This is a genomic window from Corynebacterium macclintockiae, assembly GCF_027570165.1.
Taxonomy (GTDB): Bacteria; Actinomycetota; Actinomycetes; order Mycobacteriales; family Mycobacteriaceae; genus Corynebacterium; species Corynebacterium macclintockiae.
Genome location: NZ_JAKMUV010000005.1, coordinates 31,922 through 49,994 on the forward strand (window position 1 = coordinate 31,922; position 18,073 = coordinate 49,994).

Here is an 18,073-nt window from a genome sequence, read left to right on the forward strand (position 1 = left end):
GGTAGCCGACCCCCGCAGATGGGGGTGACGCTGCGGTTAACGGCGGTTAACGTTGGCGGTCAACGTAGCCCGCGCAGCGCTTCCATGGAAAGGCGATACTTCACGGCGTTGAAACGGGCGTCCGCAAGAGCATCGTGAGCGTTGCTCGGGCTTTCGGGCAACCGCGGTCGACCGGCCATCTCCCACAGCTGCTTCAGCTCGTGGGTGAAGCGTGGCAAGTCGGCGGGCAAGCCCGTCATGTCGCCCCACAGTTGCGCCAGAGCCACATGATCGTACGCCCCGACCCAGGCCCACAGTTCGGGGCGCTCCACGGGCTTTCCGCGGGCCTTCGTTGCCCGCTCGGGCACTAGGAACTCATGCAGTTTGGTGCGGATCGTCGCCCTATCCATCCACGCTTTATCGGAACGCGGCGGCAGTTGCGGTAGCACGTTCTTCTGCACCCACTGCCCCGCCCGGTGCGCGTTGAATTCTGTGGAGACCGCGTAGAACTCCCGGCCGTCTTCGGCCACCACGCCGATGGAGATCAGATCGATCGTGGTGCCGTCCTCGATGAATTCAGTGTCGTAGAAGTAGCGCACGGTAATCCAGTCTAGAGCCCCTCACCCACGGCTAGGCCGACAGGGTTCGTTCGCCCCCGGACTTAACGCTGTAGCGGGGTTGTTGCTCTTTTTCTTTGGGACGCCGCGGTGGCGGCGGGAACAGCACCCACCGCAAGTAAGGCGTTTTCCCGATGGCATAGCCCACGGCAGAGGCGACCACGCACGCACCAATGGCCCACCACAGCTGGCCGGCCAGGGTGCCAAGGAAGGACAGCGACTCCGGGTGCGCTTCCGCCAAGGAGACTGCGGCTCCGCCCAGCAGGAACAGACCCAGCGGGTGGAAGACGTAGACCTGCAGCGTGTTGCGACCGACGAAGAGGAATACGCGGCGCACGTAGGGAATGGCGCAGATCCAGACAGCCACAACGATGGCGAAAGGCAGCGCGGCCAGCGAGCGCAGCAGATCCGTGCCCAGGGTGATGGCGGCAACGGTAGGCGTCCAATCGCTAAAGACGGTCTTCGACAGACCACGCATCAGGTATTCAGAGCCGAAGAACATCGCGGCACTGCCCACCACGACCCACGGGCGGAAGGCCACGCTGGCCAGTCGGAAGAAGATGTCCCGGTAGTGCAGCCCGATGAAGAACATCGGCACGAATGTCAGTACGTGGCGGAAGAAGATGTCCTCGCCGCCGCCCAGGAAGGCACCGATGATCAGTGGGAGGCAGGAAATCAGGGTTGCCAGCCACGGCGGCTGCTTGCGCAGAAGCCAGGCGAAGATGTTGTAGAGCATCAACGCGTACAGAAACCACAGGCCCACGTTGCCGAACAGCATGGCCTTGATAAGGGCGCGCATCGAGTATTCCCCGTCGATGCTCATGCGGGTCAGCGCGTGGAAGGGGTTAAACACCAGGTATGGCACCAGCAGGAACCACAGGCGACGGTAGAACAGGTCGCCGAAGGATCGTTCCAAAATGCGGTGGGAAAACAAGCCGGAGACCAGGAAGAACAGCGGCATACGCAGCGGGTCGAGGAAGCTGGAGAGTTCACCCAGGGTCGTATCCTCTCCCCCTGGGATTCCAGTGACCACGTGCATAATGCACACGCCGATAATGGACAGCCCCTTGGCGGCGTCTGCCCAGTCAACTCTTTGCTTCACAGCTAGCGCCTGCGCCCGGTGCGGATCCTTCCGCTCGGCCGCCCTGGCTAGGGAAGGCTCCTCATCTGTTTTCGCCATAATTCTTACTAGAAGATCAGTTTTCTACCCGCTACGTCAACCTTCGAAGCGATCGGGGCGTGTCGGAAAAGGCCTGGGTAAAACCCGGGTAGTGCTCGGGTAGCGACTGATCAGCCCTAGTTACGGGGCTCCGATCCCGGCGGGTAGCCCTTGCCTTCCTCCAGGGATTTCTTCACATCCGCGGCATAGAAATCCTTCACATACTCCTGACCGGAAAGCTCGTGCAGGGCTTCCATGATCGCGTCGGTCAGCGCCCTGGCCTGGGCGTAGTCGTCGCCCGCATCACGGAAATCTTCGGGATCGATCGGGTCACCGACATACACGCCGCAGCGCGCCGGACGGGGGATCCACGTGCCGATGGGGTTTGCCTTATTCGTGTTGATCATCGCCACCGGGTACACCTTCACCCCAGATTCCAGGGCGATGCGGGCCAGTCCGGTCTTGCCACGGTACAGGCGCCCGTCCGGCGAGCGGGTTCCTTCTGGATACATGCCCAACAGGTCGCCGCGCTCCAGCACCTTCAGTGCGGTTGCCAAGGCCGCGTTCTGGGATTCCTTGTCCTGGCGGTCAATCGGCACCTGGCCGACGGAGGTGAAGAAGAACTTCTGAATGCCACCGACCAGGCCGGGGGTGGTGAAGTACTCCTTCTTGGCCAGGAACGTCAGCTGTCGTTTGGATACCAGCGGCAGGTAAAAGGAGTCCATCACTGCCAGGTGGTTGGAGGCCAGGAGGCCCTCGCCCTCCTTGGGAAGCTTTTCCAGCCCCTTGGTGAACGGGCGGTTATATACACGCAGCCACGGGCCGATCAGGATGTACTTAAAGAACCAATACGCCTTGTTCTGCATGCTTTAAACCTACCGTTACTCTATTTTCCCTCTTTAGGCGGCGCTTCCTAGGTGCTTGCGCGCCAGTAGTGCCACGCCGATCATACCGGCATCGCCACCCAACTGCGCAGTTTTCACCCGCGCGACTGGTCGGTGACCAGCCCCGACAATGTCGTAGTTCAGCATGGATTCGGCCTGGTCCAGGAACAGATCCGCGTCTGCGCTGACTCCCCCGCCGATGACAATCAGCTCCGGATCCAGCACGTCCTGTACCAGCGACAGACCCCGGCCGAGCCACAGTCCTATGTCCTCTACGGCGGCACGCGCCAGCTGGTCGCCTTCGCGGGCAAGGCGCACTACCGCCCGGCCAGAGATCTCCTCCGGGTGCTGTGCGAACTCGCGAGTAATGGCGGAATCCGGGAACTCTCCCGTCGCAATCAGATCCTGTGCCGTCAGCGCCAGCGCCGAACCGGAACAATAGCGTTCCAAGCATCCCTGCTTTCCGCAGGGGCAGGCCCGCCCGCCGGGCATGACGGTCAGGTGCCCGAACTCCGGGGCGGTTCCGAATGCCCCGCGGTAGATTTCGCCATCGACCATCACTGCCCCGCCGATGCCTGTGCCCAGCGCAAAGAGCACCCACGTGCCCGCTCCCTGCGCAGCTCCCAGGTGGTACTCCCCCAACGCGGCGGAGTTCGCATCGTGCTCCAGCTCCACCGGCAGCCCCAGGCGTGTGCTCAGCCGCTGGGTCACCTTGGTGTTCCTCCACGGCAGGTGCGGGGCGAAGCGCACCGTATCACGCTGCGAGTTAATGAACCCGGCGACTGCCAAGCCGACCGCCCCGATCCCCTCGTTGCGGCGCTGCAGGCAGCCCACGGCGTGTACCAGCGCAGCTTCCAAGGCGTGCACGTTGGATGGGGTGGGCAGCTTTTCAATGTCCAGAATCTTCCCGTCGGCGTCCACCACGGCAGCGCGCAGGTTGGTACCGCCGATGTCCACGCCTACGGTCAAGCTCCCAGTCACGCGACGATCCACCCTTCCGAACATTCTTTCTGTACCGATTAACCCCCTCATTCTAGCCAGCCCGGCGCCCCATAAAAATCGTGCGGAACGTCCCCCACCGCCCAGTCGGCGTTCTAAGCGAAGCTATGGCGCGGCGGAACCCCACCCTCACCTGCCATTACCGCACGGCACTGATACCCCAGGACCTGCCAGGTCCAACGTTCATTCACGTGCTTCCTAGCTGCGGTCGCCAGGCGCTGGCGCGTAGGGGCGTCACCAAGTAACACAGAGATACGACCGGCAACGTCGTCCAGGTCCCGCGAGTCCACGACCACGCCCGTTCGACCGTCCATCACGGTCTCCGGGGCGCCGCCGCCATTCCCCGCGATCGTGGCCACGCCGGCGGCCTGCGCCTCGAGGAACACAATGCCTAGCCCCTCCACCGACAAGCCGCCCAGCTGAGTGCGCACCGGCAGCGCGAAAACATCGCCGACGGTGAAGTGCCCCGGTAGCTCTTCTGCCTCAACGGCACCGGTAAAGGTCGTATTCTTTGTGACGCCCAACCGCCGCGCCAGTTCCTCCAACTTCGCGCGGTACGTACCGGGTCCGACGATCAGCAGATGCGCATCCGGATGCTCGCGCAAAATGGCGGACATGGCCTTGACCAGCGTGTCCTGACCCTTGCGCGGAACCAACCGGGAAACCGCGACGATAACCTTCTTGTCCTCCAGCCCATAGCGGGCGCGCAGTGCGTCACGGACGGCCGGATTCGGGTGGAACACGTCGGTATCCACGCCACCGGGCATGGGCTCCCAAGCCACGGAGGGGCCAAAGGCGCTGGCCATGCGGTTGCGGGCGTAGTGCGAGACATAGGTAAGGCAGTCCACCGTCCGGCCGATCCGACCCAGCACCTGGCGGGTGCCGGGGAACATCGACCAGCCGACCTCGTGGCCGTGGGTGGAAGCGACAATGCGGCGTGCGCCCGCGGCACGGGCAGCTGAGGCCATAAGTGCCAGTGGAGCGGCAGCGCCGAACCAGACAGTGTGGATCTCGTGTTCGCGGATCAGCTGCTGCATCCGCTGGACAGTGGCGGGAGTGGGCAACATGACCTTGCGGGGCCAACGGACGACCGTGTAATCCTGCTGAGAGTCGAACTCCCGAGCGTTGGTGGCATGCTGCGTGGACGCGAACACGACCACGTTGTTGGGGTCCAGTGTGGTGAGGTAGTCACGAACGTACGTCTGAATCCCGCCGAAGGTAGGCGGAAAGTCATTGGTGACAACGAGGACGCGCGGGTGGCGGTGCTGGACTTCGCTAGGCATACGATAAATGATATCGGCGCCAGTTCTACTTCTACTAGTAGCGGGCAGCACCCTGGACAGGCATGGAGTTCAGCGGAACCACCTGGACGGGGATGCCGTAGTCGGGAGCGTGGACCACCTTGCCGTCGCCGATGTACATGCCAACGTGGGTCACGCCCGGGTAGTAGCCGACGATATCGCCCGGCTGCAGGTCATTGATAGACACGGACTGCCCACCGGCAATCTGTGCGGAGGAGGTACGCGGGATCGTCTTACCCTGCTGCTGGTATGCCCAGTACATCAGTCCAGAACAATCGAAGGCACTGGGGCCGGTAGCGCCCCAAGAGTACGGAGAACCGATCTTGGATAGCGCTGCGGCAACCACACCGGTTGCGTTGACTGGCGCGCCGGAATCACCCTTACCCTTCAGGCCGCCGAGGAACGCCTCTACGTCGACGTCGATCGGGCCGTTGCGGTCGGCCCAGCGTCGGCGATCCTCCGGGCTGAGGCCGTCGACGACCTTCATGACCTTGTCTTTGAGCTTATCGAGCTGCTTGTTACGGTCCTCCAGGTCCGACTTGCGGTCGTTGAGGGTGCGCAGCTGGAAATCGGCGGTTGCCTTAGAGCGGCTGGCCTTGTTCTTCTCCTTAGCCGCATCCTTCAGCTTGCGGGTCAGGTTGTCGACAGCATCGGTGCGTTGGTTGCCGATCGTGGCCAGGTAAGAGGAGCGCTCGACGGCAGCCTGTGGCCCCTGGGAGCCGACGAAAGCGGATACCGGGTCAACGGTCGCGCCGCGGTACATAGCCTGGGAAACTCCGGTGACGTTCGCACGGGAGGACTTCACGTCAACGGCGAGCTTATCCGCGCGCTTCTTGGCATCATCAGCGGTCTTGTTAGCCCGCCCCAGGTTGCCCTCGGCCTGCTTGATGTCGATCTTCAGCTGCTCGACCTCGTCCGAGGTCTCGGAGGCAAGATTGGAGATCTTCTTCACGTGGTTCAGCAGCCCGTCGACGTCCTTCGGAATAGGAGCGTCGAGCAGACGGCGAACCTCTTCAGCCTTCTTGTCGCCCTTGTCGCCTTGATTCTGCGCCTCTTGCTGGTTGTTGCGAACATCCTGCGGGTCAGCGCCGGCTTGCGGGACACTGGCGCCCACTGCGAGGGACAGAAGAGCTGCGGTAGCGGCCTTGGTAAGCGCGCGGGAACCGACGAAGCGATCGCGAGAAGAGGAAAACATCACGTTCACGACTGGACTTTCTTTAATTCTGAAGGAGTAATGGCCACTGGACGGGCCAACGGCGTAGATCACCGTTTGGTAACGGTAGATATTCTGCCACATAAAAGGGCAAAAGTGGGACTCATACCCAAACGGCACAAGCCCCACCTTTTCACATATTTACCAGCTGTAACTTAAGCCCCAGAAGCACCTTCCAGGCTATCGACAAACTGGGGTGGCGTCACTAAAAAAACTTAGAAACGAACCGCGTTGTAGACCGGCATCATGTGCAGGTTATCGATGCGCACCGGGTTGCCGGAGTTCAGCGCGTGGACGATCTTGCCACCACCGATGTAGATGGCAACGTGAGAAGCGCCACCGTAGTAGGAGATCACGTCGCCCGGCTGCAGAGCGCTCAGGGAAACCTTCTTGCCTGCGGCAGCCTGCGCGGAAGAGGTGCGCGGGATGTTCTTGCCAACCTGGCGGTGCGCCCAAGAGGTCAGGCCGGAGCAGTCGAAAGCGTTCGGGCCAGCAGCACCCCAGGAGTACGGAGCGCCGATCTTGGACTTAGCGATGTCAGCAATACGCTGGCCGATGGAGGAGCTGGCCGGCTTCGGCGCCGAGGCCGGCTTAGCTGCCGGTGCACCCTTTGCGGCCGGAGCCTTGTCACCGGTGGTCAGGTTAGCCTGCTTGAAGTAAGGCTTGATGGCCGGCAGCATGTGGTCCGGAATCTCGACGGTTACGCCGGACGGCTTGTGGGTGACCGGAGCAGCCTGGGCTGCAGCGGGGTTCAGTACAGCGGCGCCCACACCGACGGCGGCGATCATTGCTGCGTTGCGGGATGCGTTGTTCTTCTTCAGGCTGTGCTTGCCCATATTGATCCTCAATTACCTTTCAGTCCGTTGTCTGGGGATGTATCCCCTCGCCCGGTAGCTATTGCCGCTACCGCGGTGCGGTGAGTGTTCTGTTGTAGTTCAACCCTTGGCGATCCAAGTTCCTTGTTTGGGCTCACCGCTAAGGTCTCGAAAAGATTACGAAATGGTTGCAAGCAATGTCTAGCTAATCGCCAAATTTTCTTGATTTCCGTCGTTTACGTGCGATTGTTATCAATCCGATACTTTACGAACCTTCAACACGAGCGTGAAAGTTATCAAAGCTTTATAATTCGCTGACCTGGGATTTCTTTCCGCCACCCAGAAGAGCCATACACCCCCTTCCCCTTACCCTACTCTCAGGAATCATTTTATGTGACCTTCGTCACACAACACGTTTTTTGGCCTATTTTTGGACGCCCCTCCGCCCCAACAAGGTGACGAATCAACCCACCTATCGCGCTCCCCGCTAGACTGATTCTTCGTGTCTCCTTCCCCTCTAGAGCAGAACTCACCGCTGCAGAGCCCACCCCAGCACCACTCCCACCAACACGCTCTGCCTCAGCGCAGCTTGCCCCAGCAGCCCCGCACACCGGAACACGCAGATCCGGGAAGGCTGCGCGTGGATCTGCAGCGCACCCTCTCAGACTGCATCGTCATCGACTTGGAAACTACGGGATTGCGCCCACAACAGGCCCGCATCATCGAGATTGCCGCGCTACGGGTTGCAGACGGCGAGATCACAGATCGCTTCGCCACCCTCCTCAACCCCCACCAGGACGTACCAGAGGAAGTCACAGACCTCACCGGCATTTCGGCCGGCCTACTCGCCGATCAGCCGACGTTTGCGGAGGTTCTGCCCGATCTCATGCACTTCCTGCGCCCCAACTCCCCCACGGGTGCAACTCTCCCCGCCCATGCAGCCACGCCACGCCTTGTCGGCCATAATGTGTCCTTCGACTTCTCCTTTATCCAACACGAGATTCTGCGGGCACAGCTGGCGCCGCAGACTCAACACAGGGACACAGGCATGGAACCAACCGACATAGATTCTGTGCCTCCTTATACTCCCCGCCTAGTGTGCACCGCGGAAGCCTCCCGTGCGTTGATCCCCCGAGAGTCCGTTGGACGGTATCGATTGGGGAACGTGGCGTCATACCTAAAAGTCCCCCACCGCCCGCTACATCGTGCAATGAACGATGCCCTGGCGACCTATGGCGTGCTGCGCGCCTTGACTGAGCAATAAAAATCCCGCCCACCTTGGAAGGTGGACGGGATCTCTACGAGCCTTTGTGAGAGCAGTTGAGTTAGCTCTTAACGAGGGTTACTTGTCGAGCTCCTCGTGGCGACGACGGTTCTCCTCGTTCAGACGCTCGAACATTTCCTTCTGCTCGGCGTGGTTTTCCTTCTCGATACGCTCTGCCTTCTCGGCAATCTCCGGGGAATCCGGGGAGAAGAATCCACCGCGACCCGGGTGGCCAGCGGCGCCCAGCTCGTTCATGGTCTTCGGAACGTAAGCGCCCTGGTACTCCAGCGGGATCGGGTGGCCGTGCTCGTCGACCGGACCCAGCGGCTGGTGGACCTCGATGAAGCCACCGGAAGGCAGCTGGCGAATCGTACCGGTCTCGATACCGTGCTCCAGAACCTCACGGTCGGAGCGCTGCAGGGAGACGCACAGGTGGTACGTGATGAAGTACGCGATCGGCGGCAGCAACACCAGGCCAATGCGACCCAGCCACGTCATCAGGTTCAGGGAGATCGTGAAGTGCATGGCCAGCAGGTCGTTACCACCCGAGATGGTGAGCAGTACGTAGAAGACCAGAGCCATCACGCCGATAGCGGTGCGGACCGGAACGTCGCGCGGGCGCTGCAGCAGGTTGTGGTGGGCGTCATCGCCCGTCATCTTCTGCTCGATCCACGGGTAGGTGAACAGCAGGACAACCAGCAGACCCAGCAGCAGTGCTACCCAGAACACAGCCGGGATGGTGTAGTTACCCAGGTAGAGCTCCCAGGCAGGCATGACACGTGCAGCACCGTCAGTCCACAGCATGTAGATATCCGGCTGGGAACCAGCGGAAACCTGCGACGGGTTGTACGGGCCCAGGTTCCAGATTGCGTTGATCTGGAACAGGCCGGCCAGCAGAGCGACAACACCGAAGGTGATCAGGCCGAAGGAAGCGGCCTTCAGACCGAACACCGGCAGAATACGAACGCCGACAACGTTGTTCTCGGTACGACCCGGTCCAGGGAACTGGGTGTGCTTCTGGTACCAAACCAGTGCCAGGTGAGCAGCGATCAGAGCCAGCAGGATGCCCGGGATCAGCAGAACGTGGGCAATGTACAGGCGAGGAATGATGATCTCACCCGGGAAGTCGCCAGCGAACATGATCCAGTGCAGCCAGGTACCGATGATCGGCAGGCCAACCATGATGGCAGACATAATGCGCAGACCGACACCGGACAGCAGGTCGTCCGGCAGGGAGTAGCCCATGAAGCCCTCGGCCACGGACAGCAGCAGCAGGACACAACCGATTACCCAGTTGGCCTCACGCGGCTTGCGGAACGCACCCGTGAAGAAGATGCGCAGCATGTGCACCATGATCGACACGGCGAACAGCAGCGCAGCCCAGTGGTGGACCTGGCGGATAAACAGGCCACCGCGAACCTCAAAGGAGAGGTTCAGAGCAGTCTTGTAAGCGGCGGACATTTCCACGCCGTTGAGCGGTGCGTAGGCGCCGTCGTAGATCACCTTCGACATGGAGGGATCGAAGAACAGCGTCAGGTAGACACCGGACAGGATCAGAATAATAAAGGAGTACAGCGCGATCTCACCGAGCATGAAAGACCAGTGAGTCGGGAATACCTTGTTGATTTGCGGGCGGATCAGGCCGGAGGCAGTGTACCGCTCGTCGATGTTGTTGGCCGCTTTAGCAGCGCGGCTCTGTTGCTTAGTGGTCATGAACGACGCTCCCAGAATGCCGGGCCGACAGGCTCGATGAAGTTACGGTCGGCGTACATGTATCCCTCTTCGTCGACCGAGATCGACAGCTCCGGCAGTGCGCGGGCTGCCGGTCCGAAGATCGGCTTACCGTGCTGCAGTGCATCGAACTGAGACTGGTGGCACGGGCAGAGGATGCGGTTAGTTTGCTGCTCATACAGGGACGTAGGGCAACCAATGTGGGTACAGATCTTCGAGTAAGCGAAGTAGTCACCGTAGTGGAAGTCCTCCTGGCCCTCGCGCAGGATTGCCTTCTCGGCATCTGCGGAACGCAGGCGAATCAGCATCACGGCGTTACGCGGGCCGTGGATGGAGTGCATGTGCTCCTCGTAGACGTCGCGGTTCTTGTCGAACTTGTCGCCGTCGTTGACCATATCCTCGGTCATGGGGAACACGGTCTCCATCGAGGCCGGATCCAGGTCCTCCGGACGCATGCGGATCAGTCGGGAAACACCCTGGGTGCTGTAGTGCCCATCGTGCTCCTCGGCGATCGCGCCGGTGTCGCGGCCCAGGTAGACCTTCTCGCCCTGCTCCGCCAGCGTCCAGCCGGTGGTCCACAGGGTACCGTCGCCCTGGATGCCCATTGCCTTGGCCTTCCAGGGGTTCTTAACAATGCCGCCCAGTGGCAGAGCGATCGTCAGACCAGCCAGGACAGCACCGGTGCCGACCAGACCAGCGATAACCGGACGACGACCCAGAGTCGAGGTCTTCCAGGAATCGTTCAGCAGAGCGACCAGCGTACGGCGGTCAACCTCCTCGGACGGACCATCGTGACGGGTCTGTACCGAGATCTCTTCCGGAACGAAGTTCTTGGTGTACGCAACGATGGCAGCACCCAGCAGGGTGATGCTCAGGCCGGAGGTGAGGCCCAGCAGCGGAGTGTAGATGGAGTAGAGCCAAACACCATCCTCAGCCAGGTGCTTGTACTCCCACGGCCAGAACAGGTAGATACCGATGAAAGCGATCGCGAACAGTACCGACAGGGCCAGCATGATGGTGACCTTGCGGCTCGCGCGCTTCTCAGCGGGATCGTTGGCGATCGGGAAGCGCTCCTTACGGTAGGCAACCGTCACACCGTCGAGCTCAGTACCCAGACGGGCTAGCTCGTCATCATTCATCTTCGACAGCTCGTCGTGGCTGTACTTCTTGGCGTTCTCACTCATGACCGCGATCCAATCCACATAGCGAAGGCAACGAGAACCACGATGCCAGCAAACCACATCAGCATGCCCTCAGTCACCGGGCCGATGCCACCCAGTCCGAAGCCACCCGGGTTGGGGGTCTCCTTGGCGGACTTGATGAAGGCGATGATGTCCTTCTTCTCGTCAGCAGTCAGCTGGCGATCGGAGAACTTCGGCATGTTCTGCGGGCCGGTCAGCATAGCTTGGTAAATCTCCTGCTCGTTAGCCGGAGCCAGAGCTGGTGCGTACTTACCACTCGACAGTGCGCCACCCTTACCGGTGAAGTTGTGGCAGGATGCACAGTTCAGGCGGAACAGGTCAGAACCACGGGCTACGTCGGCCGGGTCGATCTTGCCGTCCTTGTTGTTGGAGCCACGCAGGGACTCCATCGCGATCTCACCGTTGGAGTCGCGGACGATGCCCGGGCCGCCACCGTTGGCGTTAACGTAAGCTGCAAGCGCCAAAGCCTGCTGCTCGGAGTAGCGCGGCGGCTTACGCTTGGCCTGCGCCTCGTTACGCAGCATCGGCATGCGGCCGGAGTGTACCTGGAAGTACACAGCGCCCTCACCGACACCGATCAGGGAAGGACCGCGGTCCTTCACGCCCTGCAGGTTTGCACCGTGGCAGGTAATACATGCAACTTCGTAAAGTTCCTTACCCTGCTCGGCCAGATCCTCGGAGCTCTGCTCAGCTACGGCATTCTGGGTATCAGGGGTCAATGCGTTGGCCAGGAAGCCCGCACCGGTGAGTGCGAACAACAAAGCCAACGCGCCGGCGAAGGCCTTACGGACCTTCCGGCGGCGGCGTGCCTTGGCGGCACCGCCCTTCGAACCACTGGGGGCCTGCCCCGTGGTTGCGTTGGTGGAGTTGATATCCATCTTGTTCCCTTATTTGTTAGTCAATGGAATTGCGATGGGCTGTAGGCCGACTCTCTTCAGAAGGAAGAACCGGCCTGGCCGGCCTACTGAATGAAGTAAATCGTGATCCACAGGCCGATCCACACCACGTCCACGAAGTGCCAGTAGTAAGACACAACGACGGCGGCGGTGGCCTGTGCCGGGGTGAACTTCGACTTCGCGGTCCTCAACAGAACCACAACGAAGGCCAGAACACCGGCGAGCACGTGCGCGCCGTGGAAGCCTGTCGTGATGTAGAAGACCGATCCGTAGACGGAGCCACCGATCGTGGTTCCGTGCTCAACCAAGTGGATGTACTCGTAGATCTGGCCAACCAGGAAGATCGTTCCCAGAAGCGCCGAAAGTGCATACCACTTGCGGAGTGCGAAGACGTCACCCCTCTCCGCTGCGAATACGCCCCACTGAGCAGTGAACGAAGAACTGATCAGAATGACCGTAATTGCTGCCGCGAACGGCACGTTCAGCTCCGTGGGCTCGGACGGCCAATTGCCGCCAGAGTTGGCCTTGGACACGAAGTACATCGCGAACAGGCCAGCGAAAAACATCAATTCCTGAGACAGGAACACAATCGTGCCGACACTGACCATATTGGGTCGGTTCAGTGTCGCAACACGATGTGGTGCTGCCATACCTGGGTTTTCAACTGCGCTCGTCACGCCTAACAGTATGGCCGTTTGAAGCCCGATAGTCGATTCACTCGAGCGGTTTTCTGGAAGGAATCTGTAAATCCGCAGGTGAAACCTTGGATAGGCCTGAAAGTCCACCCCGTTAGGGGTTAGCGGGAACTTTTCCATGCACCCATCCGACGGCCTATCATAACGACAGGTCAATACACACTTTCGTCAAGAGCAGACACGCTCGCTACCCTCTGATGGGGCTAACCCTGGCCTCCCCCGGCACCCCCAACGGGAACCGCCTGATCACCCGCCAAAAGCTCCCCGCACTCCCCTCGAGCCTAATAGACTGGTTAGTACGCTTAGAATCTTCTAACCAGAGAGGTACCCCAATAGCAATGTCCCCCGCTACCCCACAGCCCGCACAACCGGGCGGATTGTCCCCCGAACAGCTGCCTCCCAGCTACTTCACCTGGCCCGGCGTGTTGGGGCGCTTGGGTAACGGACAGGAGCTCAGTGAATCGCAGGTGCGCTGGGCCATGAACGAGATCATGGACGGCAAAGCCACCGAAGCACAGATCGCAGCGTTTATCTTCGGCATCCGAGTCCGGGGCATCACCGCTGCGGAACTCGCTGCCGCCGCGGAGACGATGACTAGTTTCGCCACCCCCGTGGACTTCAGCGATGTTCCCAACTGCGTGGACATCGTCGGTACCGGCGGCGACGGCCACCACACCGTCAACATCTCCACGATGGCCTCCTTCGTTGTCAGCGCTGCCGGCGTTCCGGTGGTTAAGCACGGCAACCGCGCTGCCAGCTCCAAGTGCGGCGGCGCAGACATGCTGGAGGCTCTGGGGCTCGACATCGAGCGCTCCCCCGAGGCCATCCGCGAGGACGCTCACACCACCGGCTTTGCGTTCATGTTCGCCAAGACCTACCACCCCGCCATGCGCTTCGCCGGCCCCGTTCGCAGCCAGTTGGGCGCGCCCACCATCTTCAACCTGCTGGGACCCATGACGAACCCGGCCTACCCCAAGTACGGCCTCATTGGCTGCGCCTTCAAGGAGTTCATGCCCATCATGGGCGGTGCCTTCGCCCATCGTGGTAGTCGCGTACTCGTGGTGCGCGGCATGGACGGAATGGACGAAATCTCTGTCTGCACGCCCACTGAGGTTGTAACTGTGGACGCCCGCGGCCGCACCGGTGAGGAAATCATTAACCCTCGCAGCGTCGGCCTCGACTTCTATGAGGACGGCAGCCTCGCGGGCGGCGACGCGAACTACAACGCGGACGTTGCTGTGCGCCTCATGAAGGGCGAGATCGAGGGGGCGATCAAGGATGCTGTCTTGATTAACGCGGCTGGCGCCCTGACAGCCGTCCAGGGCTGGGAGGAGGAAGGTTTCCAGGCGGCCCTCGCCGCCCAGGTAGAGGTCGCCCGTGAGGCTCTGGAATCCGGTGCCGCCTTGCGCCAGATGGAAAGGATTGTTGGGCGTGAGTTTTAGTCGGCGCGCCTGAAGGGGCGTCGATAAGAAAGACAAAAAGAACTCCCCCTCCCGCAGCAACCAGAGTGGTTAGCGGGAGGGGGAGCTTTTAGTGAAGTGTGAAGTTTTAGTGCTTCTCCGGCGGCAGGCCGTACTGCAGGTTCAGCATCGTGGTTGCCCAGATCAGCATGGCTGCGCCGAAGACGACCAGCCACAGGTGCCACCAAGCCAGGCCGGCGCCCATCACGACGATGGAGACGGTCATCCAGAAAGGCCAGATGGAGCTTGCGGAGAAGAAGCCCAGCACGCCAGCGCCGTCCTCGATCTCCGCCTCTTCCCAGTCATCCGGACCGATGTCGGTCTTGTTGGCGGTCAGGTGGAGGTAACCGCCGAGCATGAAGGCCAGCAGGGTGGCCATGACCAGGCCGGTGCCACCAGCCCACTCAACGCCCATGACGTTGCCCGTATCTTTCACGGAGGAGGTGACGATGAAGTAGAACACCGTGACCACAACGAAGAAGGTGCCGATACCGTAGAAAAGCTTTGCACCAGAGTTCATTTGCTTATCTCTCTTCCTTACTTAGCCTTGCGCCCCGCTTCTTACGCGGCGTTGTGGTCCTTGTAGTTCTCGTTCGGGGTACGAGTACCGGTGCGGTTGGACTCGAACGGGTGGGTGGAGGTTGCGTACGGCTCCTCGCCGATGGACTTCAGAGCCTCGGAGTTCGGGGCATCCGGGTTGTCCTGGCGGAACTTCATGTACTGCTCGAACTTCTCCGGGGAAACAACGCGCAGCTCGAAGTTCATCATTGCGTGGTAGGTACCGCACATCTCAGCACAGCGGCCAACGAATGCGCCTTCCTTGTCGATGGACTCGACCTGGAAGCGACGCTCAGAGCGGTTAGCCTCCGGGTGCGGGAAGGCATCGCGCTTGAACAGGAACTCCGGGATCCAGAAGGAGTGAACAACGTCGGCGGAAGCCAGGTTGAACTCGATCGGAGTGCCGGAAGGAACAACCAGAACCGGGATCTCCTGGGTGGTGCCCAGGGTCTCGATCTTGTTGAACTTCAGGAAGCTGTAGTCATCCTTGGCGCGACCGTGGATCGGGCCCGGAACCTGGTGGCCGTGCTCGTCGAGCTTCTCGGCCGGCTTCTTGGAATCCTCGGCGCGAGCCTGAGCTTCCTTGTCGGTGCCGTTGTACTCCTTGCCACCGTTCAGCTCTGCAGCAACCTTCTCGTAACCGAACTTCCAGTTCCACTGGTATGCGGTGACGTCAACGGTAACCTTCGGATCCTTGTCCAGAGCCGTTGCGCGATCCTGTGCCTGCACGTTGAAGAAGAACAGGCCACAAACGATCAGAACCGGCAGGGTGGTCAGCACCAGCTCCAGCGGAACGTTGTAGCCGGTCTGGCGCGGGAACTCGTCCTCGCCGCGCTTCGCAGCCTTCTTCGCGCTAGAGCGACCCATGTTCACGAACAACAGAACCCACATGATGATGCCGATGATCCAGGCGACGACCCAGACCCACACCCAGAGGTTGCCCATTTCCTTGGACTCGGGGGTAATGCCCTTCGGCCAGCCCATACGAAGCAGTTCGAAGAACTTGTTATCCGGCGGGGCGACAGTACAGCCAGTCAGCACCAGGCCAGCAAGACCCAGTACACCGGCGAGGCCAATACGGCGAGTCATACCGTGCTTATTTCGCTGTTCCACGCGAGTTTGCCTTCCTCATTCACACGTCACTTGAGTTCCAGATCCTCCGCACCTAACGTGCGCCTGCAGTTCGCGCGCGATAGGTAGACCTAGAACCACTTCACTTAAAGAACCTTAGACCATTGACAGGACAATGCCACCATCACGAAACGTGATATTCCCTTTTCGGGGTTGGCAACCGCCCCGATTGCCCCCACACGGGTTAGGCGGGAGCCCGCGCAGCGCGAGACTCCCGCCTAAGAATCGGCTTAAAGGGCGTGTCTTTCAGGCGCCCGTGGTGTTCGGTTTAGAGCTTGTTGATCTCGATCACTCCGGCTCCACCGATGTTGCGCAGGTTGGCGCGGGCAAGGTTCACCATGCGGCCAACGCCACCCTCAAACACGGTGCGGGTCGCGGAGCGAGAGAAGCCCATCATCATTTCCCACGTGATGTTCGGCGGCAGGCTCAGGGCGTTCGGGTCGGTCACAACATCGACCAGCACCGGACCGTCATAAGCCAGCGCCTCCTTGATGCCGCTTTCGACGTCCTGCGGATCCTCGATACGGATCGTCTTAATGCCGATAGCGTCACCGATCTTGGCGAAGTTCACGTGCTCGTGATCCGTCTCGTGCTCCGGTAGGCCGGCAACCATCATCTCCAGCTTCACCATGCCCAACGAGGAGTTGTTAAAGACCATGATCTTGACCGGCAGGTCATGCAGCTTCGCCGTCAGCAGTTCACCCATGAGCATGCCCAGGCCACCGTCGCCGGAGAAGGAAATCACCTGGCGGTTTCGGTCTGCAGCCTGCGCGCCCAGTGCCTGCGGCAGCGCGTTGGCCATGGTCCCGTGACGGAAAGAGCCGATCTCCTCGCGCTTGCCGTTCGGAGTGATGTAGCGGGCGGCCCACACGTTGCACATACCGGTATCGACTGTGAAGATCGCATCCTCGGCCGCCAGACGGTCGATGGTGTCCGCCACGTATTCAGGGTGGATTGGCTTAGACTTGCCAGCCTTCTTTGTGTAGGCATCCACCACGTGGTTCAGCGCGCGGGCGTGGTTGCGTAGCTGCTTATCCAGGAAGCTACGGTCGGTCTTTTCCTCGATGTGCGGCAGGATCGTATCGATAACCGCGCCGACGTCACCGACGACCGGGTAGTTGATCGTGGTGCGGCGCCCAATGTGGGAGCCGTCGATGTCGACCTGTGCCACGTTGCCGGTGGGCAGGAAGTCGTTGTACGGGAAGTCGGTACCCAGCAGGATCAGCAGGTCGGCATCGTACATAGCCTCGCGCGCCGCGCCGTACCCCAGCAGGCCGGACATACCGACGTCGAACGGATTGTCGTACTGAATGTGCATCTTGCCGCCGAAAGCGTGGCCGATCGGGGACTTGATCTTCTCTGCCAGCTTGAGCACTTGTTCACGAGAATTTTTGACGCCCTCACCGCAGAACAAAGTGACGGTCTTAGCATCGTTGATGGCCTTGGCCAGGCGGGCTGCTTCCTCGGCATCCGGGTACATCACGGGGCGGCCCTTGGCGTACACCGAGTCAATGAAGCCCTCCTCCTCGATCGCCTGGGAAGATACGTCACCCGGGATAACCAGCACGCTCACGCCGTTGCCAGCCAGAGTGGACTGGATAGCGTTGTGCAGAACCTTCGGCCCCTGGGCGGCAGAGTTAACCATCTCGCAGTAGCCGGAGCACTCCTGGAAGATCTGCTCCGGGTGGGTTTCCTGGAAGAACTGAGTGCCGATCTGCACGCTGGGGATGTGCGAGGCGATGGCCAGGACCTTCGCGCCGTTGCGGTGCGAATCGTAGAGTCCCTGGATCAGGTGGGTGTTACCCGGGCCACACGATGCGGCGCATACGGCAAGCTCGCCGGTGACGAGGGATTCGGCTCCGGCGGCAAACGCCGCAGCTTCCTCGTTGCGCACGTGAATCCATTCAATGGAGGACTGGCGAACCTCGTCGACGACTGGGTTAAGGCTATCGCCCACCAGCCCGAAGATTCGTTTAACGCCCTGCTTTTCGAGAGTCTTTACCAGCTGTGATGCGAAGTTTTTTGCCATGTACCCGAGGCTACGCGTACCGCACCCCCAGCGCACTGATCGCTGGATATTCTCACAGAAGTCAAATTATGTAACGCATATCACTAAACGACTAAACGGTTGATTCCCCGCCGTGGCAACTAGCCCACCTCTACCCCACC

16 protein-coding genes are annotated in these 18,073 nt (G+C 60.9%); 2 read left to right on the forward strand and 14 right to left on the reverse strand.

The genetic code is table 11. The features are described 5' to 3' along the window. Window positions 1–59: 59 nt before the first annotated feature. The 7 genes from L8U58_RS05765 to L8U58_RS05795 form a co-directional block, all read right to left on the reverse strand. Complete coding sequence (locus L8U58_RS05765; protein WP_034972073.1) at window positions 60–578, reverse strand: polyadenylate-specific 3'-exoribonuclease AS; 519 nt, start codon at window positions 576–578, stop codon at window positions 60–62. A gap of 31 nt (window positions 579–609) precedes the next feature. Further along, window positions 610–1,776, reverse strand: a complete 1,167-nt coding sequence (locus tag L8U58_RS05770; protein ID WP_269954895.1) for an acyltransferase family protein — start codon at window positions 1,774–1,776, stop codon at window positions 610–612. A gap of 116 nt (window positions 1,777–1,892) precedes the next feature. Next, a complete protein-coding gene (locus tag L8U58_RS05775) occupies window positions 1,893–2,621 on the reverse strand; it encodes a lysophospholipid acyltransferase family protein (protein ID WP_034972072.1) in 729 nt (242 codons plus the stop codon). A gap of 33 nt (window positions 2,622–2,654) precedes the next feature. Then, window positions 2,655–3,644, reverse strand: coding sequence for an ROK family protein (locus tag L8U58_RS05780; protein WP_269954896.1), 990 nt, complete (start codon window positions 3,642–3,644; stop codon window positions 2,655–2,657). An 89-nt stretch (window positions 3,645–3,733) separates the two neighbouring features. Further along, on the reverse strand, window positions 3,734–4,921 hold the full coding sequence (locus L8U58_RS05785; RefSeq protein ID WP_269954897.1) for a glycosyltransferase family 4 protein: 1,188 nt from the start codon (window positions 4,919–4,921) through the stop codon (window positions 3,734–3,736). Between the two features lie 34 nt (window positions 4,922–4,955). After that, on the reverse strand, window positions 4,956–6,134 hold the full coding sequence (locus L8U58_RS05790) for an NlpC/P60 family protein (RefSeq protein ID WP_269954921.1): 1,179 nt from the start codon (window positions 6,132–6,134) through the stop codon (window positions 4,956–4,958). Between the two features lie 233 nt (window positions 6,135–6,367). Then, window positions 6,368–6,988, reverse strand: coding sequence for a C40 family peptidase (locus L8U58_RS05795; protein ID WP_034972070.1), 621 nt, complete (start codon window positions 6,986–6,988; stop codon window positions 6,368–6,370). A 481-nt stretch (window positions 6,989–7,469) separates the two neighbouring features. Between L8U58_RS05795 and L8U58_RS05800 the strand changes: the two genes are divergently transcribed. Further along, window positions 7,470–8,231, forward strand: a complete 762-nt coding sequence (locus L8U58_RS05800) for a 3'-5' exonuclease (RefSeq protein WP_237743875.1) — start codon at window positions 7,470–7,472, stop codon at window positions 8,229–8,231. A 78-nt stretch (window positions 8,232–8,309) separates the two neighbouring features. Here the strand turns inward: L8U58_RS05800 and qcrB are convergent, their stop codons facing one another. The 4 genes from qcrB to ctaE form a co-directional block, all read right to left on the reverse strand. Then, complete coding sequence (gene qcrB, locus L8U58_RS05805; RefSeq protein ID WP_269954898.1) at window positions 8,310–9,944, reverse strand: cytochrome bc1 complex cytochrome b subunit; 1,635 nt, start codon at window positions 9,942–9,944, stop codon at window positions 8,310–8,312. Next, a complete protein-coding gene (gene qcrA / locus L8U58_RS05810; protein ID WP_269954899.1) occupies window positions 9,941–11,146 on the reverse strand; it encodes a cytochrome bc1 complex Rieske iron-sulfur subunit in 1,206 nt (401 codons plus the stop codon). Before qcrA ends, qcrB begins: the two co-directional genes overlap by 4 nt. Further along, window positions 11,143–12,042 (reverse strand): cytochrome bc1 complex diheme cytochrome c subunit, encoded by a 900-nt coding sequence (gene qcrC / locus L8U58_RS05815; protein WP_269954900.1) that lies wholly within the window; start codon window positions 12,040–12,042, stop codon window positions 11,143–11,145. The genes qcrA and qcrC overlap by 4 nt, the downstream gene beginning before the upstream one ends. Before the next feature lie 83 nt (window positions 12,043–12,125). Continuing rightward, on the reverse strand, window positions 12,126–12,737 hold the full coding sequence (ctaE, locus tag L8U58_RS05820) for an aa3-type cytochrome oxidase subunit III (RefSeq protein WP_034970235.1): 612 nt from the start codon (window positions 12,735–12,737) through the stop codon (window positions 12,126–12,128). Between the two features lie 356 nt (window positions 12,738–13,093). On the opposite strand from ctaE, the gene trpD reads away from it, so the two are divergent. Beyond that, on the forward strand, window positions 13,094–14,197 hold the full coding sequence (gene trpD / locus L8U58_RS05825; RefSeq protein ID WP_034991850.1) for an anthranilate phosphoribosyltransferase: 1,104 nt from the start codon (window positions 13,094–13,096) through the stop codon (window positions 14,195–14,197). A 106-nt stretch (window positions 14,198–14,303) separates the two neighbouring features. On the opposite strand, the gene ctaF is transcribed toward trpD, so the two are convergent. From ctaF to L8U58_RS05840, 3 genes are all read right to left on the reverse strand, one after another. Continuing rightward, the gene (gene ctaF, locus L8U58_RS05830) at window positions 14,304–14,735 is read right to left on the reverse strand and encodes an aa3-type cytochrome oxidase subunit IV (protein WP_034970243.1); all 432 of its coding nucleotides are present in this window, start codon (window positions 14,733–14,735) and stop codon (window positions 14,304–14,306) included. Between the two features lie 41 nt (window positions 14,736–14,776). Further along, entirely contained in the window at window positions 14,777–15,886 is a 1,110-nt protein-coding gene (gene ctaC, locus L8U58_RS05835) for an aa3-type cytochrome oxidase subunit II (RefSeq protein WP_034977274.1), read from the reverse strand. A 286-nt stretch (window positions 15,887–16,172) separates the two neighbouring features. Continuing rightward, entirely contained in the window at window positions 16,173–17,933 is a 1,761-nt protein-coding gene (locus L8U58_RS05840) for a pyruvate dehydrogenase (RefSeq protein WP_034970251.1), read from the reverse strand. Window positions 17,934–18,073: the final 140 nt, after the last annotated feature.